This window comes from Deltaproteobacteria bacterium HGW-Deltaproteobacteria-4 (assembly GCA_002841765.1).
In the GTDB taxonomy this organism is placed as follows: Bacteria; Desulfobacterota; Desulfuromonadia; order Desulfuromonadales; family UBA2197; genus UBA2197.
In genome coordinates this window covers 1-26,467 of record PHAV01000018.1, presented here as the reverse complement: position 1 = coordinate 26,467, position 26,467 = coordinate 1, and the positions used below count along the sequence as shown (strand labels likewise).

Sequence of the window (26,467 nt, the reverse complement as noted above, 5' to 3'; positions counted from 1 at the left end):
AACAACCATGAGCAGTGAAGAGTTTATTCCCAAGTGGATCGCCTGGGAGACTACCCAGCGTTGCAACCTCAGCTGTGTGCACTGCCGCTGTTCGTCAGACATGTCGGCGGCGACCGGCGACTTCAATACCGAAGAAGCCTACAAGCTGATCGACGATATCTGTGAAGTCAGCAAGCCGGTCATGGTCCTTTCCGGCGGCGAACCGCTGATGCGCGCCGACATCTTCGACATCGCCAGGTACGGCACCAGCAAGGGGCTGCGGATGTGCATGGCGACCAACGGTACTCTGGTCACCGACGAGGTCTGCCTGAAGATGAAGGAAGCCGATATCAAGATGGTCTCCCTCTCCCTCGACGGCTCGACCGCGGCGATCCATGACGATTTCCGTTCCTGCCCCGGCGCCTTCGACGGCGTCGTCCGTGCCAGCGAGCTCTTCAAAAAACATGGTATCAAATTCCTCGTCAACTCTTCCTTTACCAAGCGTAATCAGCACGATATCGCCGCCACCTTCAAGGTCGCCAAGGGGCTCGGCGCCACCGCCTGGTACATGTTCATGATCGTCCCCACCGGTCGCGGCGAAGAGATCATGAATGAGCTGATCTCGGCGGAGGATTACGAAGAGATCCTGGCCTGGCATTATCAACAAGAGAAGGGGGAGGACGATATCCTCATGCGTCCGACCTGCGCCCCTCACTATTACCGCATCGTTCCGCAGATGGCCAAGGCCGAAGGGGTCGATTTCCAGCGCCGCTCCCTGACCTTCTCCACCGGCGGCGGCAAAGGCTGCATCGCTGCCCAGACCATCTGTCTCATCGACTGTTTCGGCAATCTCAAGCCCTGCTCCTACTTCCATTCCTCGGTCGGCAATGTCAAGCAGGTCCCCTTCCGCGAGTTGTGGTTCAATAGCAAGGTCTTCAACGACCTGCGCAACTTCAAGGCGTATAAAGGCAAATGCGGCGAGTGCGAATTCATCAACGTTTGCGGCGGTTGCCGGGCCCGCGCCGACGCTGTTTACGGCGACTACATGGCCGAAGAGCCGTTCTGCAACTACACGCCGCTGCGCACCCGCAAGCGCCTGGAGAAGGAAGCCGCCGAACTGGCACCGAAAGCGTAGAGGCGTGATTCATCACGCCCTGGGCGCAATAAATTGCGCCCTTACATAATTCATATCAAATCCACAGGAGGATTTATCCCATGTCCAAAGAATACACCTTCATCAAGGCCTGCTGGGGCCAGCCGACCGACTACGTCCCTGTCTGGCTGATGCGCCAGGCCGGCCGTTATCTACAGTGCTACAAAGATGTGCGCGCCAAAGGCGGAGGCACCTTTCTCGATCTCTGCAAAGATCCCGAGCGCGCCGCTGAGGTGACGATTCAGCCGATCGATATTCTCAATGTCGACGCAGCGATCCTTTTCTCCGACATCCTCACACCAATCGAGCCGATGGGGATGGCCCTCGACTTTACCCCCGGGCCGATCTTCGAGAAACCGATCCGCACCGCCGCCGACGTCGAGGCCCTGATCGTCCCGGCCGACATGTCCCAGGCAGTCCCTTATGTGCCGGCGATCATTAAGCGGTTGCGTACTGCCTTTGAAGGGCGCGTCCCCCTCATCGGCTTTGGCGGCGCCCCCTTTACCCTCGCCTGCTACATGGTCGAAGGGCACGGCAGCAAGGATTTTGCCGCCCTCAAGCAGATGATGTACGCCGATTTCCCCCTCTATGACGCCCTGATGCAGAAGATCACCGAGATGGATCGGCGCTATCTCAACATGCAGATCGAGGCCGGCGCCCAGACGATCCAGATCTTCGACACCTGGGGCGGCTTGCTGGCGCCGCACGACTTCGAGCGCTACATCCTCCCCTACGTCAAGCAGTTGATTAATGGCCTTAAGCGCGACGGCATTCCGGTGATCTACTTCGTCAAGAACGGCGGCACCATGCTCGAACTCGTCAAGGAAGCTGGCGCCGATGTCGTCGGTCTCGACTGGCACGTCAATCTTGGCAAAGCCCGCGACATCCTCGGCCCCGAGGTGGCGGTGCAGGGGAATCTCGATCCGACCGTCCTCTACGCGCCGAAGCCGTATATCGAGAAAGAGGTGCAGCGCATTCTCGACGAAAATGCCGGCCGCCCCGGCTTCATCTTCAATCTTGGCCACGGTATCCTGCCGACAGTGCCGCCTGAGAACGCCATTCATATGGTCGAATGCGTCCACCGTCTGAGTGGCAAGAAATAAGCGTCTTTCCGCAGGGGCGAATCATTATTCGCCCCTGCAGACCCTATCCCCATGAAAACAGAAACTCCCTCCCTCGGCCTCGTCGTCCTCAACATGGGAGGCCCTGACTCCCTCGCTGCTATCCAGCCCTTCCTTTACAACCTCTTCTCCGACCGGGAACTGATCCAGCTGCCGGCCGGGGCGCTGCTGCAAAAGCCCTTTGCCTGGCTGATCTCACGGTTGCGTACCCCGAAGGTGCGCGAGAACTACCGGATGATCGGCGGCAAGACGCCGCAGTTGCGCTGGACGACCTTGCAGGCCGCCGGGATTGCCACGGCCCTTGGGCCGCAGGTGCGCCCTTATGTGGCGATGCGTTACTGGCACCCCCGCGCTGACGCCACTGTGCAGCAGATGGCCCAGGACGGCATCACCGAAGCGGTTGTCCTCTCCCTTTATCCCCACTACACCGGCGCCACCAGCGGCAGCAGCATTGCCGACTTCGAGCGCGCCGTCGCCAAATACCATCCGACTTTGAAGTTGACGATCATCAGCCAGTGGTACGACTGGCCCGGCTATCTCGACGCCCTCGCTCATCGGGTGAAGGAGAGCCTGGAGACCTATCACGAGCTGATGCGCGACGAAGTACAGATCCTCTTCTCCGCCCATGCCCTGCCGCAGAAGTTCATCGACCGCGGTGACCCCTACCTTGACCATGTCCTTGCCACGGTGCGCGGGGTTATGAAACGGGTCGGCGAACGCCCCTGGCATCTCGCCTTCCAGAGCCGCAGCGGCCCGGTGCAGTGGATGGAACCGGGGACGTTAGAAACTCTCGACAAACTCGCCGCCGAAGGGCACCGCGCCGTCCTTCTTGTTCCGGTCTCCTTTGTCTCTGACCACATCGAAACCCTGGTTGAGATCGATGACGAGTTTGCCCGCCACGCCCACAGTCACGGCATCACCGAGTTCGGGCGCACCGCCTCCCTCAATGACCATCCGGACTTTATCGCGGCCATGGCGGCGCTGGTGCGGTACGAACTGGAGAAAAAGTCATGAACTGCCGGATCTGCGCCAGCGAGTTCGATCCGACCGCCCCCCTCAACGATCCGGCGGCCGAGATGGGGGATTTTATGGCCGGCGAGATCTATCACGATCGAGGCGAACTCTGCCCGCAGTGCCTCGGTAACCGCGGCCGTTTGACGATGATGTACTGCCGCGAGTACGATTGAACTCGCTTGCCCACGTCTCTGACCTTCTCCCGACAGGAACCCCATGCCCGCGGAAATCTTTCTGCACGCTCTCACCTCCTACTTTGTCATCATTGATCCCATCGGCTCGGCGCTGATCTTTCACAGCCTCACCATTGGCGGCAGCCGCAGCTATGCCCGGCGCATGGCGCTGCGCGCCGTCGGCATCTCAACGCTCATCATCTTGCTTTTTGGCTTCTTCGGTGAAGCGCTGCTCGCCAAGCTCGGCATCAGCATCGCCGCCCTGCGCGTCTCCGGCGGCCTCCTCCTCTTCTTTACCGCCTTTCAGATGATTACCCGCGCCAAGAGTGATGAACGCAACTTTAACAGCGATGAAATCGACATCTCCGTCTTTCCGATGTCGATTCCCTTGATCTCCGGCCCCGGCTGCCTGACGCTGACAATTCTCCTCTTCTCCCGGCCGGCGGCACAGCATGAGACGCTGGCTCTCCTCGCCGCTGTTTTGACGATCAGCGTGATTACTCTCCTTGCCCTCCTCCTCGCCCCGCGCGTGACCCGGATCATCGGCCGGACCGGCGACGATATTCTTCGCCGTCTCCTCGGCGTCATCCTCGCTGCGTTGTCGATTCAGTTTGTGGCGGACGGGATCCGGCAGATAGTGACCAACTGAGTGGTGAGAAAATTTTCAATCGATTCAAAAAGAGCGCTTTGCCAACCGGCAGGGCGCTCTTTTCTGAATTGGGGAGTGACTTTGAAAAAAGGCGGGTCCCAGCCGGTTGTCACGTGGAGAAGAGCTGGTCGTTGAGCTGACTGGCGCCAGGGATGACACGGAGGATCACAACGGTCTGGCCGCTGCTGCGGCAGATGGTGCGGTAATGTGGGCCCCCTATTTCTTCAGCAACTTCTCCACATCTTCCGCCACCTCAGTCGTCAGCCGTCGACAATTCGCCAGATGTTCCTTGCTATCCCATACATACGGCGCCGAGAGAGCCTTGCAACAGGTCACCTTATTGCGGGACTTGAAGAGGTCGACCAGCTTGGCTGCATCTCTGCGCTGTCCTTTGAGGCTCAGGGTCATGACCCCGCCGGTGATGGCGCCGCAGAGACACTTACTGCCGCCGATGCCGCCGCCAAAGGCTTTGGCCATCTCTATGATCGTGGGATCGACCTCCTCATTATGGGCGAGAAGGACCGATTCGCAGCAGTTGCGGCCAAGGGTGAAGTGATGACCGGCGAGTTCGCCGGCCGGAACTCCTTCGCGTTGCTTTTTTTTCTGAAAGAGGCGGCGCAGGTAAAGGTGCATGAATTTAATTAATCCTTTATTCCGAATTTTCGCAGAATTGTCATCATCGGACACCAGTCAGTGAAGGCGCTCTGGAGCAGGTTGAGGCCGATAAAGCCGGTAAAGAAGTACCAGTAGGGTGAAACAAAATGGCCGAGGGTCACACTCAACAGGATAAAGAATCCGGCGATCAGGCGCAAGTAGCGGTTGATGGTCATGGTTTGAAGCTCCTTTCATGGGCCGCGGCGCGTTTACCGCCGTAGACCAGCCAGTAAACGACGGGGATGACGATGAGGGTAAAGGCGGTGGAGGCAAAGACGCCGAAGATGATCGACCAGGCGAGGCCGGAGAAGATCGGGTCGAGGGTGATGATCCAGTTACCGAGGAGGGCGGCGCCGGCGGTGAGGAGGATCGGCCGGAGACGGACGGCGCCGCTCTCGATGATCGCTTCTTTCAGTGCCGCGCCGCGGCGCAGGGCGTGGTGGATGAAGTCGATAAGGATGATCGAGTTGCGGACGACGATGCCGGCGAGGGCGATCATACCGATCATCGCCGTGGCGGTGAAGAAGACCGGAGTCGGGTAGCCGCCGACGAGTGTATCCTGCACGAGGTTGAGGGCCCAAAAGCCGGGCATGATGCCGATCATCGTCAGGGGGATGGCGGCCATGATGATCAACGGCATGACCACCGAACCGGTCTCGATGAGGAGGAGGATAAAGATGAGGACCAGGGCGGCGCCGAAGGCGATACCGAGATCGCGGAAGACATCGAGGGTGATGTTCCACTCCCCTTCGCCACTCCAGACGACATGCGTCCCGGCCGGCAACGGCATCTCCTTGATCCCCTTCGAGAGGTTAAGGACGGCGTTGACCGGGCTCTTGCCGGCCATCTCGCCAAAGACGTAGACGACCGGTTGCAGATCTTTGTGGTAGATGGTCGGCTCCAGGGTTTCCTCTGTAAAGTGGCCGAGTTCACTGAGGCGCAGCAACTGTCCCTGACTCCCCTTGACCGTGAGGGCGGCGAGATCGGTACTCGAAGAGCGGCTTTCTATCGGTAGGCGGACGACAATCGCGAGGGGATTACGGTCACTGCCAACATGGAGGGTGCCGACCTGTTCGCCGGCGAGAGCCGTGCTGAGAGTGGCAGCGATGGCGGCGTTACTGATCCCGCTGAGGGCAGCCTTCTCCTTATCCGGAGTAAAGTGCAGGCGGCGCTGCGGCGCTTCGACGGTATCATCGACATCGACGACCTTGTCCTCGATCGCCATCCGCGCCTTGACCTCCTGCGCAGCAACGATCTGCTGCTGGTAGCTGATCCCCGGCTGCGCATAGACTTCGGCGGTGACAGTCGCGATAACCGGCGGCCCCGGCGGCACTTCAACAATTTTGAGCAGCGCCCCATGTTGCGTGGCGATGGCGGTGAGGTCATTGCGCAGGCGCAGAGTGATGGCATGGCTCTGCATGCTGCGGCCGCTCTTGTCCACCAGATTGACGCGGATGTCGGCGAGATGCGGCCCCTGCCGCAGATAGTAGTGGCGGACCATGCCGTTAAAGTCCATGGCGCTGGCGGTGCCGACATATGCTTCGAAATCGGTGACTTCGTTGATCGTGGCGAGGTAATCCTCCAGTGCCCGCACCGCCTTGTCAGTCGTCTCCAGGGTGGAGCCTTCGGGGAGATCGATCACCAGCTGGAATTCGTTCTTGTTGTCGAAGGGGAGCATCTTCATCGGCACGAGATTAAACAGCGGCATCGCCAGGGAGCCGAGGAAGAGGAGGACGACGAGGCCGACAAGGAGCCAAGCCTTGCGCCGTGAATCGAGGAAGGGTTCGACGATGCGGCGGTAGATGCGGTAGACGCGGCTCTCTTCGAGGACAAAGTCGTGACTCCCCTTGCCGTACTGCCCCTTGAGGACGTGATAGGTCATCCACGGGGTAATGGTGAAGGCGACGAGGAGCGACATGATCATCGTCAGCGGCAGATTGATCGCCATCGGCCGCATGTACGGCCCCATCATCCCGGTGATAAAGAGCATCGGCAAAAAGGAGAGGATGACGGCGAAGGTGGCGAGGATCATCGGTGGTCGCACTTCGTCGATGGCGGTGAGGACCGCCTCCTTCGGCGGCTCCTTCTTCATCTGGAAGTGGCGGAAGATATTCTCGACATCGACGATCGGATCGTCGACCAAGAGGCCGAGGGAGAGGACAAGGGCAAAGAGGGTGACGCGGTTGATGGTGTAGCCGAACCAGTAATTAACCAGTAGGGTCAGCGAATAGATGATCGGGATGGAGACGGCGACGATCAACGCTTCGCGCCAGCCGAGGGCGAAGAAGATCAGGGCGAGGACGGTGACGATGGCGATGAGGAGGTGAGTCGTCAGTTCGTTGACTTTGTGGTCGGCGGTGGCTCCGTAGTTGCGGGTGACCTGTACCTGCACATTGTCGGGGATGATGGTGCCGCGCATCTCCTGCACCATGGCGATGGTCTGATCGGCGACCTTGACCGCATTCGTCCCCTTCTTCTTGGCGACGGCGATATGGACCGCCTGATACTCCTCCCCCTGCCCTTCCTTCGCCCCGGCGGGTCCGAAGCGCAGGCGGGTGTAGGTTTCGGCTTCGGCCATGCTGTCGCTGACCCTGGCAACGTCGCGTAGATAGATCGGTCGCCCCTGCCTGACGCCGACGACCAGAGAACTGACGTCGCGGACATCGCTCAGGAAGGTGCCGCCACGGACAAGGATTTCCCGGTTGTCGCGCTGGAAAGAGCCGGCGGGGAGGTCGAGATTGGCGCCGGCGAGGGCGCTCTTGAGTTCGAGGAGGGAGATCCCCCGGCCGCTCAAGGCCTGCGGATCGACTTCGACCCGCACTTGGCGCGGTCGGCCGCCGATGACCGTGGTCAGAGAGGTGTTCTGCACTGACTGGAGGCGGTCAACGGTCTCTTCAGCGATGCGGCGCAGATCGTGATCAGAGAGCTGAGCGGAGTAGAGGCTGAGGTTGACGATCGGCACGTCATCGACTTCCACCGGCTTGACTACCCAGCCACTGACGCCAGTGGGGATAAGATCGAGATTCGATTTTAGCTTGTTGTGGAGTTTAACCAGCGATTCAATCCGGTCCTCGCCGACATAGTAGCGGACAGTGATGACCGCCTGTCCCGCCCTGGACATGGAGTAGACATGCTCGACGCCATCGATCTGCCACAGGAGTTTTTCGAGGCGTGTCGAGATCAGCCGTTCGACCTCGGTAGCACTGGCGCCGGGCATCTGCACGTAGACATCAGCAATCGGTACGACGATCTGCGGCTCTTCCTCTCGCGGGGTGAGGACAAAGGCCGCCAACCCGCCGAGCATCGCCAACAGGAGGAGGATAATCGAAAGATTGCCGCTGAGGAACTTCTCGACAACGCGGGTCGGGAAAGAGTGTTTGGTCGCCATCTCTATTCCTCAACCCGAGCGCCGCTGCGGGCTTTCTCAGTTGCAGCGGTGACGATCGTCTCGCCGGCGCTGAGGCCGGAAAGGATCTCGACCTTGTCGCCGAGTTGCTGACCGATCTTAACCAGCCGGAAGTGGAGGATCTTTGCGTCAACGACATAAATCCCGATTAATTGTCCGCGTTGCACCAGGGCGCTGCGAGGGATGAGGAGAGCCGAGCCGGTAGTGGCCTGCCGTCTGGCGCGGAGGAAGAGGCCGGGAGTCAAGCCGGCATCGGTCGGTAGCGACAATTTTACTGTAAAGGTACGGGTGGCCGGATCACTGGTCGGTTGTATCTCCGTCACAACGCCGCTGACCGTCCGCAGCAGTGCAGGGACCTCCAGCTGCAAGGTTTCGCCGAGGGAGATCTGTCCCACCAGTGATTCGGGAAGAGCGATGCGCGCCTGGGGGGTGCCGCTGCGTTCGATGACCAACAGAGGCGTTCCCGGCATGACCGTCGAGCCGCTTTCGACCAGCTGTTCAGAGATTATTCCCGCATAGGGAGCAATGACGTGATTATAAGCGACACCGGTACGGGCCTGGGCAACGCCGGCACTGGCGGCTTGCAAATTCTGCCGCGCTTGTTCCCGCTCTGCTGAAACGCGATCCATTTCCTGTGGGGTGACGGCTTCAGCCCGGGCCAACTGGGCGTAGCGCTGGTAGGTCTTTTCCGCCAGATCGAGGCGAGCGGCGGCTGCTTCTTTACCCCCCTGTGCTTCGACGAGACGGTCATTGACGGTGTTCTGATCGATGATGAGGAGGAGTTGTCCGGCTTTGACCGGATTGCCGACCTGCACCGTCAGTCGACCGACACGGCCATCGATGCGCGCCGCCAAAACGCCGCGATCGGCACTTTCGATGCTGCCGATGAAGAGATCCTGCCCCGGTACCTCCTGCGCCTCGACCACTGCGAACGGCAGGCCTCCGACACTCTCCCGCGTCACTTCTGTCTGTCCCGGCTCTATCTTGTTGCCGCAGGCCGCCAGCAGAAAGGTCATCACTACAGGGAGGAGCTTGATCGTCTTTTTCACGGAGAAACCTCATCTTTCGTTAAAATAGTGGAGACAAAACGGCCGTCTTCAAGGAGTGCCTGCCCCAATGAGAAGAGGAGCTGGATGTCGGCGGCCACCACAAAAGAACGGGCTTGATCAAGGGCACTCTGCGTTGCAAGGAGATCGACCAAATCCGTCAGGCCGCTTTCGTAGCGTTGCTGAAGGAGCCGCTGACCTTCCTTCGCCGCCACTAATCCCTGTTCAGCCGATTCTTTCCGGGCGCGAGCTTCGGCAATCCGTAATTCGACTTCAGCGCGGCGGAAGTTCTGCTCGCGACGGGCATCGCTGAGGTTGGCAACAGCGGCTGCCTTTTCGGCACTGACGCGAGCACTACTGGCGTCACGTCGAAAACCGTCGAAGAGTTCCCATTTAAGTGCCGCCCCCAGATGCCAGGCCTGAGCATCCGCGCCAAAGGGGCTGGATTCATTATGAAGAGCATAGCTGCCAGAAAAATCAATGCGGGGGAGATAGGCGGCCTGACTGCGTTTGGTCGCGATGGCGAGGGACTCCACCTCCAGAGCAACGGCTTGGAGATCAGCACGATCTGCGACGGCTGCTGTTGGGGACGAGTCGAAGAATGAGCTGTCGAGGGGCGCACTGATCGTGATCTCGCCTTCTGTCTGGCCGATGGCGAGAGCAAGGCGGCGTTGGGCGATAATGACATTATTGCGGGCGGTGAGGGCACGACGGCTCGCTTCCGAGTGAAAGACCATGGCGCGTAATTGATCAGCTTTCAAGCCGATACCGGCGGCATAACGTTCATCGGCGATGCGCAAGACTTCATTGGCTTCGACTGCACCGGTCTGCGTGGCCTGTCGTTCTGCCAGAGCATTCTGGACACCGAGATAGGCCTGAAAAGCGGCAAAGCCAGCGCTTTCTCGACTCCAGTCGCTGCGTGCCTGAGCCGATTCCAGGCGTTTTTTGGCCTCCTTGATCCGATATCCGGCATCGGCATCGAAAAGAGCTTGCTCAAGGGTCAAGCGGGTATCGAAATCCTGCTGGGTGTCGGGATTGACGAGATTGTAGCTGCTGTCCGGGCTCATGACATTGCGTTCCTGATTCAGGGCAATAAAGAGACTCCCTGCCGGTTCATTGCTCATGCTGAAGGTTTCGCTGAAGACTATTTTCGGCAGATAGAGACTGCGGGCTTCCCGCACCGCACTGGCAGCGGACTGACCCTGGGCCTGACTGGCCAGAATCGTCGGGCGATCCGTTACGGCCCGCTGCACCGCACTAACAACATCCAGCGATTGCGCCTGAGCCGTAGCGGGAGAAAGGAGGAGAAGCAGGACAAGAAAGGGGGGGCGCATGCGCATGGAGGCTCCTTTACTATTCAAGAAACTATATATATAAAAAATTTACAGGTCAAGAGCTACGCGGGAAACAGATTTTTCCTCTGCGAACATTCATCAAACTATTTTCTTGATCACCATGCAAATATCGTCTATTTATAACATCATTATCAATTTTCGCTATTTATCGACCGTTCTGTGAAGATTTTTTCTGAAGTGTGTTTAAAGGCGAGCGCCCCATGTCAAAAGACCAAACCATTCATGATCTAAGCTCTTCTTCGGTCGCAAGGTATTATGCCGCACAACAACGCAAACCGCGACAAAGACATCTTGTCACCTTTGCTGCGGGTTTTACTATGATAGAGTTGCTCGTGGTCGTTGCGATTCTCGGTACTTTGGCAATATTGTCAATCCCGACCTACAATGAATTCGTTTCTCGTGCAAAAAATGGCCGGGCTAAGCAAGATGTTCGAGTACTGGAGCGTGAGATTATCGGTTATTTTCTGGAAACAGAATCCCTTCCTATTACATTGGGAGACATAAATCGTGGGGATTTAAAGGATCCGTGGGGTAATCCCTATGTCTACTCCAATACCCCGACAAGAAACAGATTTGATATTAATCTGAATACTGATTTCGACATCTTTAGTATGGGGGCGGATGGGGTTACTGACCCTGTGGTTTCTAGCGCAGCAGGCAAAGATGATTTGGTGCGCGGTGCGGATGGCGCTTTTCTCGGTTTTGGCGAGGACTGGTAGTCGATACGCTCTTTGCCTCCTTTGAACTGACGGGTGAAGACCACTTTTGAACAGATTGAGAAGCGGTGAGTTATGAAATGTTCTTGCCCAAAATGTACGGCGCCCTTGAACGAGAATCTTTCCGCTATCCCTGAAAAAGGGAGAAGCGGAAAGTGTCCCGAATGCGGCGGTTCCTATTGGATTCACCGGGAATCGTTCATGCTGCGCTGTTATGCCGTTGCCGGAGAGCGTTACTGCAGTCATTGCGGGGAAAGCTTGGGACAATCGACCTATTGTCCCGGTTGTGGGGCCCTTTATCCGGACTACTGCGTCGTTCACAGTAAAAAACCGCCACAACGCCCCTTTGAAAAGAAAGAGTTTTCATCAGGTTTTTCATTGCCGACCTTTACCGGTAAATCAGCTGCCCCGGTATCTGTACAAGGAAAGAAGTTCGTCAGCCGAGGCGGAGGGTCAAGCGATCTGCGCCGTCAAATCTTGATAGTCGGTGCCGGTATCGCATTCCTTGCCATTGTTGCTGCCGTTGTTTTCCTTTACATACAGAATCGGGCTGAAGAGAAATTTATCAAAGAATATGTCGTTGCCCTGTACGGTCTCAAGTCCGGCACCGATCAATGCATGAAAAAGGTTGAAACCTTGGCTGGCGGCAGTCGTTTTGTCGACAAAGATCTTGCGCAGTTAAGATCGGTGAAGGCTGAAATCGCGACAGCACTGGGAGTTCTTTCTTCCCCGCCGAAAAAGTTTAACGATGCGCACGCGCGTTTGGAAAAACTTTCCGGCACCTATGAAAAACTCTACAACCTGTGCCTCACCTCCGTGCCGTCAGCGGAAATTGCCAACTCTGCCGGAGCCCTGGAGGCTCAGTTTGACACGCAGGCAAAAGCGTTGAAGTCATCGCTCCCTCCGACATTGCTGGCAGAGTTAACCGCCAAGACATCAAGGTATCGTAACCTGCAATTTATGTTAGAATAAAAATAGTTTGACGCGTTGGCATGATAAAGAGCAAAGAGCACGGAGCCCCCGCTAAGGGAGACTTCGTGCTCTTTTTTAATCAGCAAAACTCTGAGGTAAGATATGAGTAAAAGAACGAAAGTTGTGATGGTCCTGATCCTTCTTCTTCTGATTGGCGGTGGATTGTGGTGGAAAAAATCACAAAAGTCACCGGAAGTGAAGATTCTCGCCAGCGTTGAGGTCAAGCGCGGGCCGATCCGCAAGGTGCTGGAAGAGACCGGCATCGTCAAGGCCCAAGTCGGCGCGATCGTCAAGATCGGCGCCCGCAGCACCGGCAGCGTCGAACGGATGCTGGTGCGTGTTGGTGATCCGGTCAAAAAAGGGCAGGTAGTGGCGACCATCGACAGTCGCGAACTGCGAGCCCAACTGGCCGAGACCGAAGCCCAGATCGCAGAAGCCGAGGCCCGGGCAGCCTACACCCGGAGCAATGTTGAGCGCCTGGCGGCCCTGTATGATGGAAAATTCATCTCTAAAGACGAAATGGAGGGGGCGCGCCAGAATGCCGAGGTTGCCGCCAGGCAAGTGGCGGCGCGCCTTGCCGCCCGTGATTCTCTGCGCGTCCGACTGTCCTACACCGAAGTCAAAAGTCCGATTAACGGTGTGGTCAGTCAGATCGCCGCACAGGAAGGGGAGATGATCGTTGCCGGATTGCAGGTGGCGAATCTCGTCACCGTCATCGATCCGACGCGACTGGAGATGTGGACTTATGTCGATGAAACCGATATCGGTCAGGTGGCTCCGGGGATGACGGTCGAATTCCGCGTCGATTCCTGGCCGGGGCGCATCTTCAACGGCAAAATTCGCACGATACAACCGCAACCGGAAGTGCGCGACAACATCGTTTATTATCAGGCGATTGTCGATGTCGCGGCAAAGGATGCCCTGGAGCTGCGTCCGGAGATGACGACGCAGGCGCAGGTAGTGGTCCAGACCAAGGACGATGTTTTGCTCATCCCCAACAATGCGTTGAAATGGGTGGAAGATCAGCAGGTGGTCTTTGTCCAGGGGGCCGATGGTGCGATCCGCCGTGTCAGCGCCGAACTGGGATTGGCCGGGGTCAAGGAGAGTGAAGTCTTGGCCGGTCTGCAGGTTGGCGACAAGGTCGCCACCCAGGTGGAACTCAGCGGTGAAAAAATCAAGAATCCAGAAAAGAAGAAGGGGTCGAAGTGAGCAGCGCCTTGATCGATCTGCATCGCATCACCAAGAGTTACCGTCAGGGTGACCTGCCGATCGATGTCCTCAAAGGGATCGACCTGCAGATTGCGGCCGGTGAATTTGTCGCCCTTCTTGGTCCCTCGGGCTCAGGGAAATCGACGCTGATGCATATCCTCGGGCTCCTTGACCGGCCGACATCCGGGGCCTATTTCCTTGACGGCGCCGATGTAGCCGGGCTCGATGACGACCAACTGAGTGCCTTGCGCAATCGCAAGATCGGTTTTGTGTTTCAGACCTTTTATCTCATCCCTTATCTCACCGCTCTGGAGAATGTCGTTTTGCCCGGCCTCTACGGTCAGGAGGGCGGTGCAACAATTCGCCGCCGCGCCAAGGAGATTTTGCAGCAGGTCGGCCTCGCAGATCGTATGGACTTCCGGCCGAGTCAACTCTCCGGTGGCCAGCAGCAGCGGGTCGCCATCGCCCGCGCCCTCCTCAACGATCCGGCGGTCCTCCTCGCCGATGAACCGACCGGTCAGCTCGACTCCACTACCAGTCAGGAGATTATGGAGCTGATAACTCAAATCAATCGCCAGGGGCGAACGGTCATTCTAGTGACCCATGATATCGCCACCGCGGCTTGTGCGCAGAGACGGATTGAACTCAATGACGGCCTGGTCTGTCGTGATTAAACAGCTGCGACTTACCCTCCGGGTGACTTTGATGGCCTTCTTTGCTCTGCGGGCCTACCGTTTGCGCAGCGCCTTCGTCATTGCCGCGATTGCCCTGGGTATTGCCTCGTTGACGATTATTGTCGCCTCCATCGACGGCGCCGAGCGCAAAGCCGATGAGATTATGGATATGTTCGGGCCTGACGCCGCCTTTGTCATCGGCGGTGATCCCGGCAGTCGCGCCGTCGGCTGGCGCGGCTTGACCCTCACCTACAATGACGTGCAACGGATTCGCGCTGAACTCCCCGGCGCGTATCTCTCGGTGCCGATGCGTGCCAAGTCGAATATTACCCTGCGCTACGGCGATCAAAGTGTCGAAGTGCCGACGCTGGTCGGTTCGACGGAAGGGTATGCTGATGTCTGGAACTGGCCGTTGGCGGAAGGCCGCGACTTCAGCGCCGAGGATGTCGATAGCGGTGCCAAAGTGGTCCTTCTCGCCAATGGTCCGAAAGAGGCGCTCTTTGGCCAGCGGTCCGCTTTGGGGGCCACGGTATACGTCAATGATCTGCCGGCCCGGGTGATTGGCGAACTCCGTTATCGGGGGATGGCAAGCATGGGGGGCTCGATCGATGACCGGCTGATTATCCCGATTACGACTCTGACGCAACGCTTCAACATGGACCGCAAGTATGTCCGGGCGCTGCGGGTCAAGTTCAGTGACCCGGAGAATATGGCCTTTCACCGGGAAAACCTGCGTTCTTTGTTGCGCCATCTGCACAACCTGCAAGAGGGGGAGAACGACGATTTCAGCGTCCTCACCGCTGACGAAATTCTCAAATTTATCAGTATGTTCAAAGGCGGACTAGTCGCTTTTCTTGGCGTCACTGCCGCCGTTGCTATCCTCGTCGGCGGCTTTGTCCTTGCCAACCTCTTTTATCTCTCGGTGACTGAGCGCCGCGTCGAAATCGGCCTCAAGAAAGCCATCGGCGCCAAAAATCAAGCGATCCTGTTGCAATTTCTTGTTGAAGCGGTGGTCTTGACCATGATCGGCGCGCTCTTCGGCATGCTCCTCGGCATGGGGATGGGGCAGCTCCTCGCCCGCCTCGGCATTCTCGAAATCCTCTTTTCCTGGAAGATTTTCTTCATCTCTCTGACCGCTTCCGGCGCCATCGGCATCATCTTTGGGCTGAAACCGGCGAGGGAAGCGGCCGGCTTGGCGCCGGTCGAAGCCTTGAAGGGGGTCTAAGGGATGCTCTTCGTCCTCAAAATCGCCATTGCCTCGCTGCGCATCCACCGCTTGCGTACCATCCTCGCCATCGTCGGCGTTCTCCTCGGTGCCCTTTGTTTAACTGCAGTGCAGCATATCGGTCAGGCGATGTATGACAAGGCCGAAGCGGAGACGGCCAAGCTCGGGACCAATCTCTTTATGGCGCGCTCCGGGCAGCTGCGCTTCACGCCGGTCGGTACCTCCCGGGCGCGGCGCGAAGCAACGACCTTCACCATCGCCGATGCCGAGACCTTGATTCAGCAGTTGCCGATGGCGAAGCAGGGCTCGCCTTTTGCCACCCGGTCGATGCCGGTCCGTTCCGGCGGCACCAAGGTGCAAAGTTCGATTATCGGCGTCTGGCCAATTTATGCACAGGTGCGGGATCTGCAGCTGGCAAACGGGCGCTTTTTCACTGTTCAGGAGGAAGAGGGTAGCGCTAAAGTCTGCGTTCTCGGCTCCAAAGTGGCGGAGCGCCTCTTCGGTTCCAGCGCTGCGGCTCTTGGCGAGCAGGTCTTCTTCTTCCGCGCCACCGCCCGGATCATCGGCATCCTTGCCCCGAAGGGTGCGGACATTGTCGGCACCGATCAGGATGATCAGGTTCTTGTCCCCCTTTCCACTTATCTGCGACGTTTTGCCAATCAGCACTGGATCAGCGGGGTTTATATCACCCTGAATCATTCGGAGGATGAAGCGGCGGCCAAGACAGCGGCTGAAGCGATTCTTCGGCAACGCCACCATCTTGGGGAAGGGGAGCGCGACGATTTTTTTGTGATGACGGCGCGTGACACCATGAAGGTGCAGCAGCAGGCCCTTGATCTGGTCCGTACCCTCGGCTGGATCAGTTCTGGAGTTTCGTTTGCCGTCGGTGGTCTCGGTATCCTCTCGATTATGGTCCTGCTGGCGCGAACTCGTCGTCTCGAAATCGGTGTGCGGCGTGCGGTCGGCGCCCGCCGGCGCGACATTATTCGCCAGTTTGTCTTTGAATCCGGCCTCATGGCTGTCACCGGCGGTCTTCTCGGCGTCCTTGGCGGCCTCGGTCTAGCCGCGCTTGTCGCCTTTTTCGGCAAGATGCCTTTCCATCTCGATCTCGCTTTGGTGACCGCTGTTTTAGGCGGCTCTCTCAGTCTCGGTTTGTTGGCCGGAGCGTATCCGGCCTGGGAGGCGGCGCAGGTAGAAGTCCTGGAGGTTCTACGCGGCGAGTAAGAATGGGGAGTAAGGACGGTGGGTGTAAAAAAGTAGGGCCCACCATTGTTGGTGGGCCCGCGTATTTAGCAAAGCTTTTCACCCGATGCTCGGGTCAGACCAGCACTGTTGTCAGCGCCGGGAGGGTACTGCCGCAAATTGTGGGTGGTATCACAACCTTGATCGCTACGACCTCCTTGTCTTTGTTTGCGGTTAGTTCAGTTACAAGTAGTACTACTTGACTAAACTATACTTGACTTTTTTCAAAAAAACAGGCTGTTTTTTAATTTTTTTCGAGAGTAGGATAAAAAGATTGGAATTCTGCTGGAAAGGAGTCTCTGCCCATGAGTGATAAAGAAAAATCATCGAAGCACGAGGAACGCTTGCCGCATCTCTGCAAGTTACGCAAAGAGGGGTTGATGCAGGAGATTGACCTCTGTTCGGCCCATCCGCTCTTCATTTGCTGTAAATGCGGCGCCAAGGCGGATCGTGCCGAATTTCTTTGCCAGCCTCGCCCCCTTTAGTGACCCTTCCCACAGTGCCCTTTGCTGCCGCAACAATTTGCCGCGGCGGGTATCTCACCATGAATCAGCTCGGCATGATACGCGTCCATTTCCTCTTCTAGGGCGGCGATGATCGTGGCGAAATCTTCCGCTTTGAGCACTCTCTCGCAGGTAGGACAGAGGAAGCTTGCTTCCTTGAACCAGGGTAACGGCTGATAAAGTTCGCTCTGACAGTGGGGACATTCCAGCGAAATCATTTCCTGCTCAGGCATAGATTTTCTCCTTGTGGTTTACGGTTGTGGCAGTCCTGCGCGAATGGTCGCCAGGTCAATGTCGAGCGGCTGCCAATCCTTCGGCAGCAGGGCGATTTCGCGTTTCAACGCGGCAATGCGCTCGGCATTGGAAGGATGCGTCGAAAGAAATTCCGGCGGAGCCAGTTGCTGCTCTTTTACGAGAAGTTCTAAGAAGCGTACCATCCCCTGCGGATCAATCCCCGCTGCGACCAAACGCCGCAACCCTTCCTGATCCGCTTCCAGTTCTGCCTCCCTTGAAAACCCAAGTTCAGTCAGTTTTTTTAACCCCTCCGCCAGCGCCGTCCCTCCGTAATCACCAAGAGCCAGTGAAGCAAGGGCACGCAGCCCTAAACTCTTGGTAATCCCTTTGAGACTATGGCGGAGCTCGGCATGGGCAATTTCATGGGCGAGAACTCCGGCCAACTCCTCCACGCTGGAAATGGCGCGCAGCAGTCCGGCATTGACAACGACGACGCCTCCGGGGGCGGCAAAGGCATTGATGTCATTTTGATTCGCCACGAACCAGCGATAGTGATGCGGGGAGTTTGTCGTTAACTTTGCGCCGATCCGGGCCAGTGCCTCAACACTCGGGCCGCTCTCGATCAGCTGCATGGAGAGGCGACTCTGAGAAAGGACCATATCACCAATCCAGGCTTCCTGATGCACCGGAATTTGTTGAATGAGCCAGTCGGCGGCAACATCCTGCTTGAGAAGAAGGAGTCCGAGGAGGAGGACGGGGATCAGAAATAGTCCGCCCAGCAGTGCCCAGCCGCAACGGAAGCGGCGCTCGACGCCGCTTTTCGCCCGACCCGCGCGCTGCAGATGCGGGACGTAAAGCTCCGGCGCCCCGGCCAGACAAAGGTCGCGCGCGGTGGCATCGTCGATATAGAGGGCAAATTCACCACGGTCGTCCTGCCAGGAAATTTTTATTCCCCGAGCATTAAAGCCGCTCGCGGTTATGGACAGGTTCGTAGAGCTCCACTCCTGCTCCGGACTGGCAATCTGCAGCTTGTCATCTTCTTGCCATACTCCGGTCACTGCAACCCCACTGCCGGAGAGTTGCGGGCCAAAGAGGCGTGCAGAAAAAGGTATCATCAATCGTCGCTGCCGCCGAGGATGCCGCCGAGGATGCCGGCCCCGAGGACGGAGCCCTGGCCGACTGAACGACCGCCGGCTGCCGGGGCCGAGAGGATGATCCGGTTGGCGAGACGGGAAAGGGGGAGGGATTGCAGCCAGATCTTTCCGGGGCCGGTGAGGGTGGCAAAGAAGAGGCCCTCGCCACCGAAGATGGCCGACTTCACTTTTCCGACATACTTGATATCGAAATCGATTGTCGGTTGAAAGGCGACGACACAACCGGTATCGACGCGCAGCGATTCGCCGGGGGCGAGGACCAACTCTTTCAGGGTGCCGCCGGCGTGAACAAAGGCGAGGCCGTCCCCTTCGAGCTTCTGCATGATAAACCCTTCGCCGCCGAAGAGGCCGACGCCGAGCTTTTTCTGGAAAGCGATCCCCAAGGCAACGCCTTTAGCGGCGCACAGGAAGGAATCTTTTTGGCAGATGAGCGTGCCACCGATGGCGGAGAGCTGCACCGGGATGATTTTGCCCGGGTAGGGGGAGGCGAAAGCGACGCGACGCTTGCCGCGCCCTTCATTGTGGAAGATGGTGGTGAAGAGCCCCTCACCGGTGAGGAGGCGCTTGCCGGCGCCGAGGACTTTACCGAAGAAGCCCCCCTGCTGCGAGCCGTCACCGAAGACGGTATCCATCTCGATACCATCCTGCATATACATCATCGCCCCGGCTTCGCCGATGGCCGCCTCGCCCGGATCGAGCTCGACTTCGACGTACTGCATCTCATTACCGAAAATTTCGTAGTCCACAACATCCATCGCCATGACATTTCTCCGTTCGTATTTAACTGCGGGTCAATTTAAGTGAAGAGAATACAACAAAAGCCCCGTGCAGAGGCACGGGGCTTTTATTGATCACTGCGTCAGCAAACAAGAATTAAATCTTGTTGACTTTCGAGGCCTGGGGGCCTTTCTGGCCCTGACCGACTTCGAACGTTACACGATCGCCCTCGGCAAGGGATTTGAAACCGTTACCCTGAATCTCAGAGAAGTGAACAAAGACGTCCGGACCATTGTCCTGCTGAATGAATCCGAACCCTTTGGCGTCGTTAAACCATTTGACTGTACCTTCTGCCATTGTCTTGCTCCTTTTCGTCCCCCTTGGGGCCGGTTGAAATTGTTGTGCAAACTCTACTTCTTGTAACAACAAACAAAAACACACACAAACTGGATGTCTGTGTGTTCTGTTCCTTACTGACACGCTGTCAATTGTTGAACAAAAAAGGTTACACAAACTTACTGACGAACTTTACACGCTCTCCTCCGCCAATGCAACTATTTTTTCAATTTTTTTTCAAAGCAGGGATTTCTCGCCCGGGTGCGGCAGCGACGATCCCTTCTTGCAGGGCAATCTTTAAAAATTTCCGGGCCTCGTTGCTGCTGATTCCCAGCGTGGCGGCCAGCTTTTCTGCCGGCCGATTTCCATTCAGCTCCATCAGTAACTGGAAATACATTTGCGGGAGAACTTCCGTGCAGACTGCACCGTCTCCGGAATACAGGACGGCAAAAGAACCCACCGCTTTGAGCATGGGGACGGCCGCGGTGAGCTGTGGCGCACCGAGCTGCAAAAGTTCCTCGATGTCATAGTGAAAGGTCGCGAAGCGGGCGGAGTCACTCCGCCGCAAAGGGGTGCGCAACGCGTCGATCTTCGCCAGTTCCCTGGCTTTAGGGCTCCGGGGAGGCGGAGACTGGACAATTGCTGCATGATAATAGTTGTAATCGACGAGGTCGAGGGCCATCGGCAGTAATTTTGCGACGTTCTGACGCGGAAAGATCTCACTGAGAAAGCGCCGCTGCCATGACCAGATCGTTTCATCGGCCTGCTCCTCAGGTTTAGGGTCATGGCCAATCTCCGCCAGAACCCAGTCGGCAAAGGCGAGGAGGAGGACGGAAGGGGAGAGCTTTAGTCCGGCAGCGATGGAGTTAAACCATGCCACTGCCTTGCCCCGACTGTAGAAGATGTCGCAGGCCTGGGCGAGGCGGCGGGCGCCGCCCAGATCCCGGGCGGAAAAGGTCGGCGTAGCCAGGATGGTGTAGGGGGGATGTGGCAGGTACTGCAGCTGCAACTCTCCGCTTTTGCCCGCCAGGGGGGTACCGGGGAGGATCGCTAATGGAAAGATGTCGAGCTGATTGGGATATTGTCCGAGAGCAAAGTCGAGACTCTTGCAGAACTCCGGCAGCGAGTCGCCGGGGAGTCCATAAATTAAATCGAAACCGAAAGTGACGCCGGCGTGGTTCAGCAGTGCGATTTTGCGGCTGAATTCTTTGGGGTCGAAGCTGCGGCCGACCATGCCGAGAATCTGCGGCGATGCTGACTGCAGACCGATCTGCAAAGAGCACGAAATCGACGCAAAGAGTTGGGCCAGTTCGGGATCAAGAAATTCATAACGGATCTCAAAGTGAAAGTGTACGCCAAGCGCTTGCTTCCGGATCATTTGCAGGATGAGCTTTGCCCGCTTGAGATCCTGATTAAAGGTGGAGTCGAGGACGAAAACCTGACGGACGCCATGGCGCACGAGATAATCGAGTTCCGCTGCAACCTGCTCCAGGGGGAAGCGCCGCACTGTCCGCGTTCCCATGCCATCGAAGCAGAATTCACAAGCAAAAGAGCAACCGCGCGCTAACTGCCAAAGAACCCCGTCGGGGATATAAGCATCAAGCTGTCCGGCAAGCCAGGGGGAGGGGAGATGGTCGAGGGAGAGGGGTGGAGGAGGGGGTGTATGCACAACTCTCCCGTCCTGACGGCGAAAAAGCCCGGGCAGATCGTCCAGCGCCAAGCCGTGTTGGAGTCGGTGCAAAAGTTCCGGCAGCGTCCCTTCCCCTTCGCCGGCAATCAGGAAGTCAAAGGGCGCCTCCGCCATGATCCCTGCGGGATCGGCGGTCGCCTCTGCCCCACCGCCAAGGAGGATCATCCTCGGGAAAAGCACCCGCAGTTGCTGCGTGTAAAGGGAGACCTCGGCACGGTTCCAGACGTAAAGACTAAAGCCAACGATATCGGCCTTTGCTTCGACAATCCTTTCCAATACCGTCTCGACAGCAGTGCCACAGATGCAATCCGCAGTGCTGACTCTGATCGGGGATGAAGGCTGAAAATGGGCGGCAATGCTGGCTTGAAGAAAGGCGGCAGCGAGAGGGACGGACTGCGGAGAACGCTTGACATGAAGAGTGACAAGATGAAGATGCATGGCTCCTGCGGGTTCTCTGGAAAAGGTCGAAAGCAAGGATCGCGCCGCACAAAAAAAGGGAGGCGACCATAACAGTCGCCTCGCAGGGACGCGCCCTCTTGAGAGATTCTTACTGGCTTTTCAACATTTTCTTTCCGTCGGCAAAGAGCATCTCCACTTTGCCCGGGCTTTGGCGTTTAACGATACCGAGTCCGAAGGTCGTATGTTTTACCAGACTGTTGACCTTGTACTTGCCTTCCATGCTGTAGGCAATCGCCAGTTCCGGCTGCATCTTAACAATCTGTTCGGCCCACTCCTGCTTTTCGCCTGCGGCCGGATCCTTGCGACTCACTCGTGGTGTGGTTGTCTTTGCCGTTATGGGTTTCTTCGCGGCAGCCTTTTTGGCTGGGAGTGGACTGCGGTAATTATGTACACCGTTACAGGTATTGCACTGAACACGGACAATCTTTTCTTCAACCATGGCGACGATCGTGTGGTTCATGATCTCTTGACAACGGGTACAGCGCGCCTCGGTGATATCACCGGTAGACAATTTTTTTACCATCAGATGTTGCTCCCAGAATTTGTTCGTAAAAACGAAAGGGCGGCAAAATTGCCGCCCCCTTCAGCTCGACTATGTGCGCACGGGGCCTAGCGAATAAATTGTCTTATCGTAAGACACGCAACAAAGCGTTTGAGTTTTAAGGATAATGCAAGTGAGAAGGGCAAGTCAATCACAGAAAACAGAGACTCGCTGCGCTTTGCGTGTTTTTATAGATAGTGTCCTTTCGGAAGCGCAACGAATTTAATTTTCTTATCCTGTTTTTTCTGGAAGGAAGACCACAAACTGTCAAGACACTTGATGTCATGGGATAAAATCTTCTTATGACCCTATCAGAAAGATTCACTTGCATTTCTTTTTCCCTGAGATACTATCAACACGATAAGTTATGAATATCGTCTAATGATGCACCTGCATATTGGTGCAATCCCACGCACAGAAAGGAGTTTGACTGCCAAGCGTCGCTTAAGTCCGATCATTATGAGGTGAAACCTGATGAATGTGCATTACAAGGAGTCAACATGAAAGCGTCTGTTTTGCTAAAAATCCTGAGACCGGCACGTTTTCTGCTGCTGATCGCCGTCCTGGCCGCTTGTGCCACCGGTGCGATCCGCCAGCGGGTTCTGACCCTGCCGACGATCGAGGGAGCCACCTATGTCGAGCAGCAGAGCTGTCTCGACTGTCACGAGGACGTCTCGGTAGCCATGACCGGCAACGTCCATCTCCGTCTGGCAAACTCGGATCTGCTCGGTGCGCAGTCAGGCTGCCAGGCTTGTCACGGCCCGGCCAGTCTGCATGTCGACGATGGCGACACAGCAAAGATCATCAACCCCGCAAAGCTTCACAGCGACCAGTCCGCAGCTATCTGTGCCACCTGCCACAGCAGCGGCAAGCTGATCGACTGGAGTCACAGCAGCCATGCTCTGGCTGAAGTCGGCTGCGATGACTGCCACGTCTTTCACGCCACAGGGAAACCAGCCAAGGCCAACCTGAAAAAATCCGAGCCCGAACTCTGTTACAGCTGCCATCAGGAAGAGATGGCCAAGGCCAACTTTCCGTCCCATCATCCGGTCAAGGAAGGGAAGATGACCTGCACCAGCTGCCATAACCCGCACGGCGCCGAACTGACCGAGGAGCGGGCCACGGCCCTCTGCTTCGAGTGCCATGCCCGTTACCAGGGTCCCTTTGTCTTTGAGCACTCGCCGGTTCAGGAAGATTGCGGCATCTGTCACGATCCGCACGGTACTGTAGCCGACAATCTGCTCAAGCAGAATGAGCCTTTCCTTTGTCTGCAATGCCATGAAAGTCATTTTCACGCCATGCGGATTGGAGCGACGGTGCCGGCTACCAATGTGGCCTTCAGCGCTTACAACCCAGACGGCACACCGGTGACGACCATTACCGGCACGCCGAACACCACTGGCGCAGTGACCGTGCCAATGACTAACACCCTCGGCGAGCACAGCTGGCAGCAGGCATTCGGCACCAAATGCACGGTTTGTCACAGTCAGGTCCATGGCAGCGATCTGCCGTCGCAGACCTCGCCGACCATCGGTGTTGATGCAGATGGGAATCCCGTTGGTTTCCCGGATGGCGGTAAAGGCCTAACCCGCTAAGCGGACGATTGAATCAGGAGGAAAAAATGCGAACACGAAACAAATGGCTGCTCGCCCTCGTGCTGGTCGGCCTGCTCTCACCCCAGACATCTCGAGCCGAAGAAACCGTCGGCGGGCAGATCGAGGCCGGGGTCTACGGGCAGGATATCGGCAAGGACAGTGCGCGGGTCAATGAATATTCACGCCGCGACAACGACGGCGTTACCGGTTACGGCATCTTCGATTTTCACGGAGTTTCACCGACCACTGCAGTCGATCTGTCGATCGATGTACTCGGCAACGACGATCCGAATGTCGAGATGAAGTTCGACTTTGAGCGCATCCTGCGGGTCAAAGGCGACTACAGCGCCTTCAAGCACCAGCTCGGCCATGACCGCATCGATTATCTGAATGCGGCGGTGCCGGGGGCGAACCTCTTTGCCAGCAACAACCCCGGTAACCCGGTAAGCATTGATGCAGCTGGACTTCCTGCCGCAGGCACCAGTATCTGGAGCCTTGGACCTAGTCCGAATGAAGCATTGAACCCAAACAACATCCCTGCCTATATTGGCAAAGATGCTTTTGGAAACTGGTATGCAACCAACCTGGCAGCGCTTCCCCCTACTATTGCAGGACAAGCGGTCACCTGGCAGCAGATCGGCCGGGCCAGCGTCTACGGCGAGGATTTCGCTAAAGATCAGGTTTTCGAGATTACCCGCAAGGAAGCCAAGGCTAACGCCGACCTGACCCTGCCGTTTCTGCCCAATGTCACCTTTCATGCCGGTCTGCGCAACGAGAAGCGTGAAGGGACCGAGCAGTCGATCGGCATGAGCAAGTGTACTTCCTGTCACGTTACCGGCGGCAGCCGCGAGGTCGACGAGAACACCTCCGAGTTCTCCGCTGGCGCCACCGGACGCTTCGGGCTGCTCACTGTCGATTATAACTATAAGAATAGTGAGTTCCGCGAAAATGCCGCGGCTCCGACCCGGGTCTACGACCCGGCCCTTTCACCCTCTCCGTCGACCAACTATACAGCAGACTTTGGCACATTCGACAATCGCCTACTTTACGACTATGACGTGTATAACAATGAAATATCGTCATTGCCTTACGACCAGACGCCGGATTCAAAGAAGCAGAGCCATGTCCTCAAGGCGCGGATGGATGTTACCAATGACACCTCGCTGATCGGCAGCTTGGTCAACAGTGCCACCAAAAGCCGCAAGCAGGGCGAGGTTGGAATCTGGGACATCTCCGATCAGGAGCTCAAGTCGACCTATGACGGCTACGGCTTCCGCGTAACCTCCAAGCTCACCGATTCGCTCAAGGTGCTGCTGCACGGCAAACTCGAGCAGGTGGAGACGGACGATTCCGTCATCACCTTCTATCCGATGGGAGCAGCTTCTCAGCCGAACTTCCCCGTCCCGCCAACTGTCCTGTTGGCAGGGATAACCAAAACCTATGAATCAGTCGAAAGCCGCGACGTTGTCACCCTTGGCGCTGATGCCGTCTGGCGCTTAGCGCGCAAGTCGACCCTGCACCTCGGCTACGAGTTCAAGGCTGACGATCGTGACAGTGATCACTACGGTAAGACTACTAAGCAGACCGCCAAAGCGACGCTGAAAACGGTTCTTGCCAAGGGGGTGACTTTCCGCGCCGGCTACACCTACCAGAACATTGATGACCCGTTCATGCATGAGAATGCTGCCGGTTTCATCGATCCGGCCACAGGGTATCCTTATACAATCACGGATCCTGCGGGGACGACTTCCAATATCCTGATCGGCACCGGTCCGCTCTATGGCACTGCGTTCTACGACCTGCGCCAGACCGATCTGAGCAATCAGCCCGAAAACGTGCATGAAGGGAAGCTCTCGTCCACCTGGTCGCCGGCTTCCAACTTCTCGACGACGGCAGCGATCCGCTATCGCAACGAATGGAACGAACTCGACCGTTCTGAGTGGAAACAGGAAACCCTCAGTCCGACCCTCTCCTTCTGGTACGCCCCGGCCCAAAAGCTGAACCTCACCTTTGCCTACAACTATCTCGGGCAGAGAGCTGAATCGACGTTCTGTCAGGGCTGGTACGATGGCTGAGCAGGCGTAATCGTATCGTCCCAGTTTGGGGCGACCTGTAATCAGACCGACTACAACACCGATGTCCACAACCTTTCTCTTAATGCCGATTTTGCGGCCACGGAAAAACTCAAGCTCACTGCTGGCGCCAGTTACAGTGACGCCCGCGCCGACTGGAAAGACCTCTCGGTCAGCTACAATGCCTTGATTGACGATCCGGTTCTGGACAATCTTTACGATCCAACACTGATGTCGGAAATGAGCAGCTATTCCGATCTACATTACACTCAGACCGACCTGTCTCTCGGGGGCATCTATAGTTTCACCCCGGCCCTCTATACGACTGTCCAGGTGGCATGGCAGCAGATCGAGGACAAGGACCCTTACGTTTATGGCGATCTGGACGGCACCGCCTGGCGCGGCAATGTCGGTCTCGGCTACAAGTTCTAATTGCCACATAGTGGGGATCATCAACCCGGCCGCATAGCGGCCGGGTTTTTTTCTTGGTGCGCCCGGCAGGGCGCGTGGCGTGTAAGCGCCATCGATTCAGCTATGGTGGCTGAATCGCGACTTGGTGGTGAAAGTCCTCTATCGGC

At 57.2% G+C, this 26,467-nt stretch carries 26 protein-coding genes; 15 read left to right on the top strand and 11 right to left on the bottom strand.

Annotated elements, in window-relative coordinates; genetic code table 11:
* Positions 1 to 7: 7 nt before the first annotated feature.
* The 5 genes from CVU69_11835 to CVU69_11815 all read left to right on the top strand — a co-directional run bounded on the left by CVU69_11835 (position 8) and on the right by CVU69_11815 (position 4,089).
* The gene (locus tag CVU69_11835; protein ID PKN11563.1) at positions 8 to 1,114 is read left to right on the top strand and encodes a radical SAM/SPASM domain-containing protein; all 1,107 of its coding nucleotides are present in this window, start codon (positions 8 to 10) and stop codon (positions 1,112 to 1,114) included.
* Positions 1,115 to 1,194: 80 nt separating this feature from the next.
* Positions 1,195 to 2,235 (top strand): uroporphyrinogen decarboxylase, encoded by a 1,041-nt coding sequence (locus tag CVU69_11830; protein ID PKN11562.1) that lies wholly within the window; start codon positions 1,195 to 1,197, stop codon positions 2,233 to 2,235.
* Positions 2,236 to 2,286: 51 nt separating this feature from the next.
* The gene (hemH, locus tag CVU69_11825; GenBank protein ID PKN11561.1) at positions 2,287 to 3,267 is read left to right on the top strand and encodes a ferrochelatase; all 981 of its coding nucleotides are present in this window, start codon (positions 2,287 to 2,289) and stop codon (positions 3,265 to 3,267) included.
* Entirely contained in the window at positions 3,264 to 3,440 is a 177-nt protein-coding gene (locus tag CVU69_11820) for a hypothetical protein (GenBank protein ID PKN11560.1), read from the top strand. The genes hemH and CVU69_11820 overlap by 4 nt, the downstream gene beginning before the upstream one ends.
* Before the next feature lie 43 nt (positions 3,441 to 3,483).
* On the top strand, positions 3,484 to 4,089 hold the full coding sequence (locus tag CVU69_11815; protein ID PKN11559.1) for a MarC family protein: 606 nt from the start codon (positions 3,484 to 3,486) through the stop codon (positions 4,087 to 4,089).
* Positions 4,090 to 4,305: 216 nt separating this feature from the next.
* Here CVU69_11815 and CVU69_11810 read toward each other — a convergent pair whose 3' ends face one another.
* Genes CVU69_11810 through CVU69_11790 form a run of 5 tightly spaced genes read right to left on the bottom strand, consistent with a single transcriptional unit; the run spans position 4,306 to position 10,535 of the window.
* Positions 4,306 to 4,722, bottom strand: coding sequence for a hypothetical protein (locus CVU69_11810; GenBank protein PKN11558.1), 417 nt, complete (start codon positions 4,720 to 4,722; stop codon positions 4,306 to 4,308).
* A gap of 8 nt (positions 4,723 to 4,730) precedes the next feature.
* The gene (locus CVU69_11805; protein ID PKN11557.1) at positions 4,731 to 4,919 is read right to left on the bottom strand and encodes a DUF2892 domain-containing protein; all 189 of its coding nucleotides are present in this window, start codon (positions 4,917 to 4,919) and stop codon (positions 4,731 to 4,733) included.
* Positions 4,916 to 8,131 (bottom strand): AcrB/AcrD/AcrF family protein, encoded by a 3,216-nt coding sequence (locus tag CVU69_11800; GenBank protein PKN11556.1) that lies wholly within the window; start codon positions 8,129 to 8,131, stop codon positions 4,916 to 4,918. The genes CVU69_11805 and CVU69_11800 overlap by 4 nt, the downstream gene beginning before the upstream one ends.
* A gap of 2 nt (positions 8,132 to 8,133) precedes the next feature.
* Positions 8,134 to 9,198 (bottom strand): hypothetical protein, encoded by a 1,065-nt coding sequence (locus tag CVU69_11795; GenBank protein ID PKN11555.1) that lies wholly within the window; start codon positions 9,196 to 9,198, stop codon positions 8,134 to 8,136.
* Entirely contained in the window at positions 9,195 to 10,535 is a 1,341-nt protein-coding gene (locus tag CVU69_11790) for a hypothetical protein (GenBank protein PKN11554.1), read from the bottom strand. Before CVU69_11790 ends, CVU69_11795 begins: the two co-directional genes overlap by 4 nt.
* A gap of 215 nt (positions 10,536 to 10,750) precedes the next feature.
* Between CVU69_11790 and CVU69_11785 the strand changes: the two genes are divergently transcribed.
* The 7 genes from CVU69_11785 to CVU69_11755 all read left to right on the top strand — a co-directional run bounded on the left by CVU69_11785 (position 10,751) and on the right by CVU69_11755 (position 17,073).
* A complete protein-coding gene (locus CVU69_11785; GenBank protein PKN11553.1) occupies positions 10,751 to 11,269 on the top strand; it encodes a hypothetical protein in 519 nt (172 codons plus the stop codon).
* A 198-nt stretch (positions 11,270 to 11,467) separates the two neighbouring features.
* Entirely contained in the window at positions 11,468 to 12,238 is a 771-nt protein-coding gene (locus CVU69_11780) for a hypothetical protein (GenBank protein ID PKN11552.1), read from the top strand.
* Between the two features lie 102 nt (positions 12,239 to 12,340).
* Positions 12,341 to 13,447: an efflux transporter periplasmic adaptor subunit gene (locus tag CVU69_11775; protein PKN11551.1), complete on the top strand. Its 1,107-nt coding sequence runs from the start codon at positions 12,341 to 12,343 to the stop codon at positions 13,445 to 13,447.
* On the top strand, positions 13,444 to 14,121 hold the full coding sequence (locus tag CVU69_11770; GenBank protein ID PKN11550.1) for a macrolide ABC transporter ATP-binding protein: 678 nt from the start codon (positions 13,444 to 13,446) through the stop codon (positions 14,119 to 14,121). Before CVU69_11775 ends, CVU69_11770 begins: the two co-directional genes overlap by 4 nt.
* Positions 14,096 to 15,346, top strand: coding sequence for a multidrug ABC transporter substrate-binding protein (locus tag CVU69_11765; protein ID PKN11549.1), 1,251 nt, complete (start codon positions 14,096 to 14,098; stop codon positions 15,344 to 15,346). Before CVU69_11770 ends, CVU69_11765 begins: the two co-directional genes overlap by 26 nt.
* A 3-nt stretch (positions 15,347 to 15,349) precedes the next feature.
* On the top strand, positions 15,350 to 16,570 hold the full coding sequence (locus tag CVU69_11760) for an ABC transporter permease (GenBank protein PKN11548.1): 1,221 nt from the start codon (positions 15,350 to 15,352) through the stop codon (positions 16,568 to 16,570).
* Positions 16,571 to 16,893: 323 nt separating this feature from the next.
* The gene (locus CVU69_11755; protein ID PKN11547.1) at positions 16,894 to 17,073 is read left to right on the top strand and encodes a hypothetical protein; all 180 of its coding nucleotides are present in this window, start codon (positions 16,894 to 16,896) and stop codon (positions 17,071 to 17,073) included.
* Here the strand turns inward: CVU69_11755 and CVU69_11750 are convergent.
* The 6 genes from CVU69_11750 to CVU69_11725 all read right to left on the bottom strand — a co-directional run bounded on the left by CVU69_11750 (position 17,070) and on the right by CVU69_11725 (position 22,207).
* On the bottom strand, positions 17,070 to 17,324 hold the full coding sequence (locus CVU69_11750; protein PKN11546.1) for a hypothetical protein: 255 nt from the start codon (positions 17,322 to 17,324) through the stop codon (positions 17,070 to 17,072). The two genes, CVU69_11755 and CVU69_11750, sit on opposite strands and share 4 nt — an antisense overlap.
* An 18-nt stretch (positions 17,325 to 17,342) precedes the next feature.
* A complete protein-coding gene (locus tag CVU69_11745) occupies positions 17,343 to 18,440 on the bottom strand; it encodes a hypothetical protein (GenBank protein PKN11545.1) in 1,098 nt (365 codons plus the stop codon).
* On the bottom strand, positions 18,440 to 19,240 hold the full coding sequence (locus CVU69_11740) for a TIGR00266 family protein (GenBank protein PKN11544.1): 801 nt from the start codon (positions 19,238 to 19,240) through the stop codon (positions 18,440 to 18,442). Before CVU69_11740 ends, CVU69_11745 begins: the two co-directional genes overlap by 1 nt.
* 112 nt (positions 19,241 to 19,352) lie before the next feature.
* Positions 19,353 to 19,553 carry a cold-shock protein gene (locus CVU69_11735; protein ID PKN11543.1) on the bottom strand — a complete coding sequence of 67 codons (201 nt, stop codon included), beginning with the start codon at positions 19,551 to 19,553 and terminating at the stop codon, positions 19,353 to 19,355.
* Between the two features lie 205 nt (positions 19,554 to 19,758).
* Positions 19,759 to 21,660, bottom strand: a complete 1,902-nt coding sequence (locus CVU69_11730) for a B12-binding domain-containing radical SAM protein (protein ID PKN11542.1) — start codon at positions 21,658 to 21,660, stop codon at positions 19,759 to 19,761.
* A gap of 109 nt (positions 21,661 to 21,769) precedes the next feature.
* The gene (locus CVU69_11725; protein PKN11541.1) at positions 21,770 to 22,207 is read right to left on the bottom strand and encodes a hypothetical protein; all 438 of its coding nucleotides are present in this window, start codon (positions 22,205 to 22,207) and stop codon (positions 21,770 to 21,772) included.
* A 515-nt stretch (positions 22,208 to 22,722) separates the two neighbouring features.
* On the opposite strand from CVU69_11725, the gene CVU69_11720 reads away from it, so the two are divergent.
* The 3 genes from CVU69_11720 to CVU69_11710 all read left to right on the top strand — a co-directional run bounded on the left by CVU69_11720 (position 22,723) and on the right by CVU69_11710 (position 26,321).
* Positions 22,723 to 23,817, top strand: a complete 1,095-nt coding sequence (locus CVU69_11720) for a cytochrome C (protein ID PKN11540.1) — start codon at positions 22,723 to 22,725, stop codon at positions 23,815 to 23,817.
* A gap of 26 nt (positions 23,818 to 23,843) precedes the next feature.
* Positions 23,844 to 25,892: a cytochrome C gene (locus CVU69_11715; protein ID PKN11539.1), complete on the top strand. Its 2,049-nt coding sequence runs from the start codon at positions 23,844 to 23,846 to the stop codon at positions 25,890 to 25,892.
* A gap of 183 nt (positions 25,893 to 26,075) precedes the next feature.
* A complete protein-coding gene (locus CVU69_11710; protein ID PKN11538.1) occupies positions 26,076 to 26,321 on the top strand; it encodes a hypothetical protein in 246 nt (81 codons plus the stop codon).
* The last annotated feature ends 146 nt before the right edge of the window (positions 26,322 to 26,467 follow it).

Excerpts from the sequence above, each read along its gene's own strand:
- CVU69_11765 (PKN11549.1), top strand. The coding sequence starts at position 14,096 with ATGACGGCCTGGTCTGTCGTGATTAAACAGCTGCGACTTACCCTCCGG.
- CVU69_11740 (PKN11544.1), bottom strand. The coding sequence starts at position 19,240 with ATGGCGATGGATGTTGTGGACTACGAAATTTTCGGTAATGAGATGCAG.
- CVU69_11790 (PKN11554.1), bottom strand. The coding sequence starts at position 10,535 with ATGCGCATGCGCCCCCCCTTTCTTGTCCTGCTTCTCCTCCTTTCTCCC.
- CVU69_11715 (PKN11539.1), top strand. The coding sequence starts at position 23,844 with ATGCGAACACGAAACAAATGGCTGCTCGCCCTCGTGCTGGTCGGCCTG.
- CVU69_11720 (PKN11540.1), top strand. The coding sequence starts at position 22,723 with ATGAAAGCGTCTGTTTTGCTAAAAATCCTGAGACCGGCACGTTTTCTG.
- CVU69_11760 (PKN11548.1), top strand. The coding sequence starts at position 15,350 with ATGCTCTTCGTCCTCAAAATCGCCATTGCCTCGCTGCGCATCCACCGC.
- CVU69_11745 (PKN11545.1), bottom strand. The coding sequence starts at position 18,440 with ATGATACCTTTTTCTGCACGCCTCTTTGGCCCGCAACTCTCCGGCAGT.
- CVU69_11815 (PKN11559.1), top strand. The coding sequence starts at position 3,484 with ATGCCCGCGGAAATCTTTCTGCACGCTCTCACCTCCTACTTTGTCATC.
- CVU69_11750 (PKN11546.1), bottom strand. The coding sequence starts at position 17,324 with ATGCCTGAGCAGGAAATGATTTCGCTGGAATGTCCCCACTGTCAGAGC.
- CVU69_11835 (PKN11563.1), top strand. The coding sequence starts at position 8 with ATGAGCAGTGAAGAGTTTATTCCCAAGTGGATCGCCTGGGAGACTACC.
- CVU69_11730 (PKN11542.1), bottom strand. The coding sequence starts at position 21,660 with ATGCATCTTCATCTTGTCACTCTTCATGTCAAGCGTTCTCCGCAGTCC.
- CVU69_11830 (PKN11562.1), top strand. The coding sequence starts at position 1,195 with ATGTCCAAAGAATACACCTTCATCAAGGCCTGCTGGGGCCAGCCGACC.
- CVU69_11820 (PKN11560.1), top strand. The coding sequence starts at position 3,264 with ATGAACTGCCGGATCTGCGCCAGCGAGTTCGATCCGACCGCCCCCCTC.
- CVU69_11755 (PKN11547.1), top strand. The coding sequence starts at position 16,894 with ATGAGTGATAAAGAAAAATCATCGAAGCACGAGGAACGCTTGCCGCAT.
- hemH (PKN11561.1), top strand. The coding sequence starts at position 2,287 with ATGAAAACAGAAACTCCCTCCCTCGGCCTCGTCGTCCTCAACATGGGA.
- CVU69_11805 (PKN11557.1), bottom strand. The coding sequence starts at position 4,919 with ATGACCATCAACCGCTACTTGCGCCTGATCGCCGGATTCTTTATCCTG.
- CVU69_11735 (PKN11543.1), bottom strand. The coding sequence starts at position 19,553 with ATGGCAGAAGGTACAGTCAAATGGTTTAACGACGCCAAAGGGTTCGGA.
- CVU69_11810 (PKN11558.1), bottom strand. The coding sequence starts at position 4,722 with ATGCACCTTTACCTGCGCCGCCTCTTTCAGAAAAAAAAGCAACGCGAA.
- CVU69_11800 (PKN11556.1), bottom strand. The coding sequence starts at position 8,131 with ATGGCGACCAAACACTCTTTCCCGACCCGCGTTGTCGAGAAGTTCCTC.
- CVU69_11775 (PKN11551.1), top strand. The coding sequence starts at position 12,341 with ATGAGTAAAAGAACGAAAGTTGTGATGGTCCTGATCCTTCTTCTTCTG.
- CVU69_11785 (PKN11553.1), top strand. The coding sequence starts at position 10,751 with ATGTCAAAAGACCAAACCATTCATGATCTAAGCTCTTCTTCGGTCGCA.
- CVU69_11780 (PKN11552.1), top strand. The coding sequence starts at position 11,468 with ATGCTGCGCTGTTATGCCGTTGCCGGAGAGCGTTACTGCAGTCATTGC.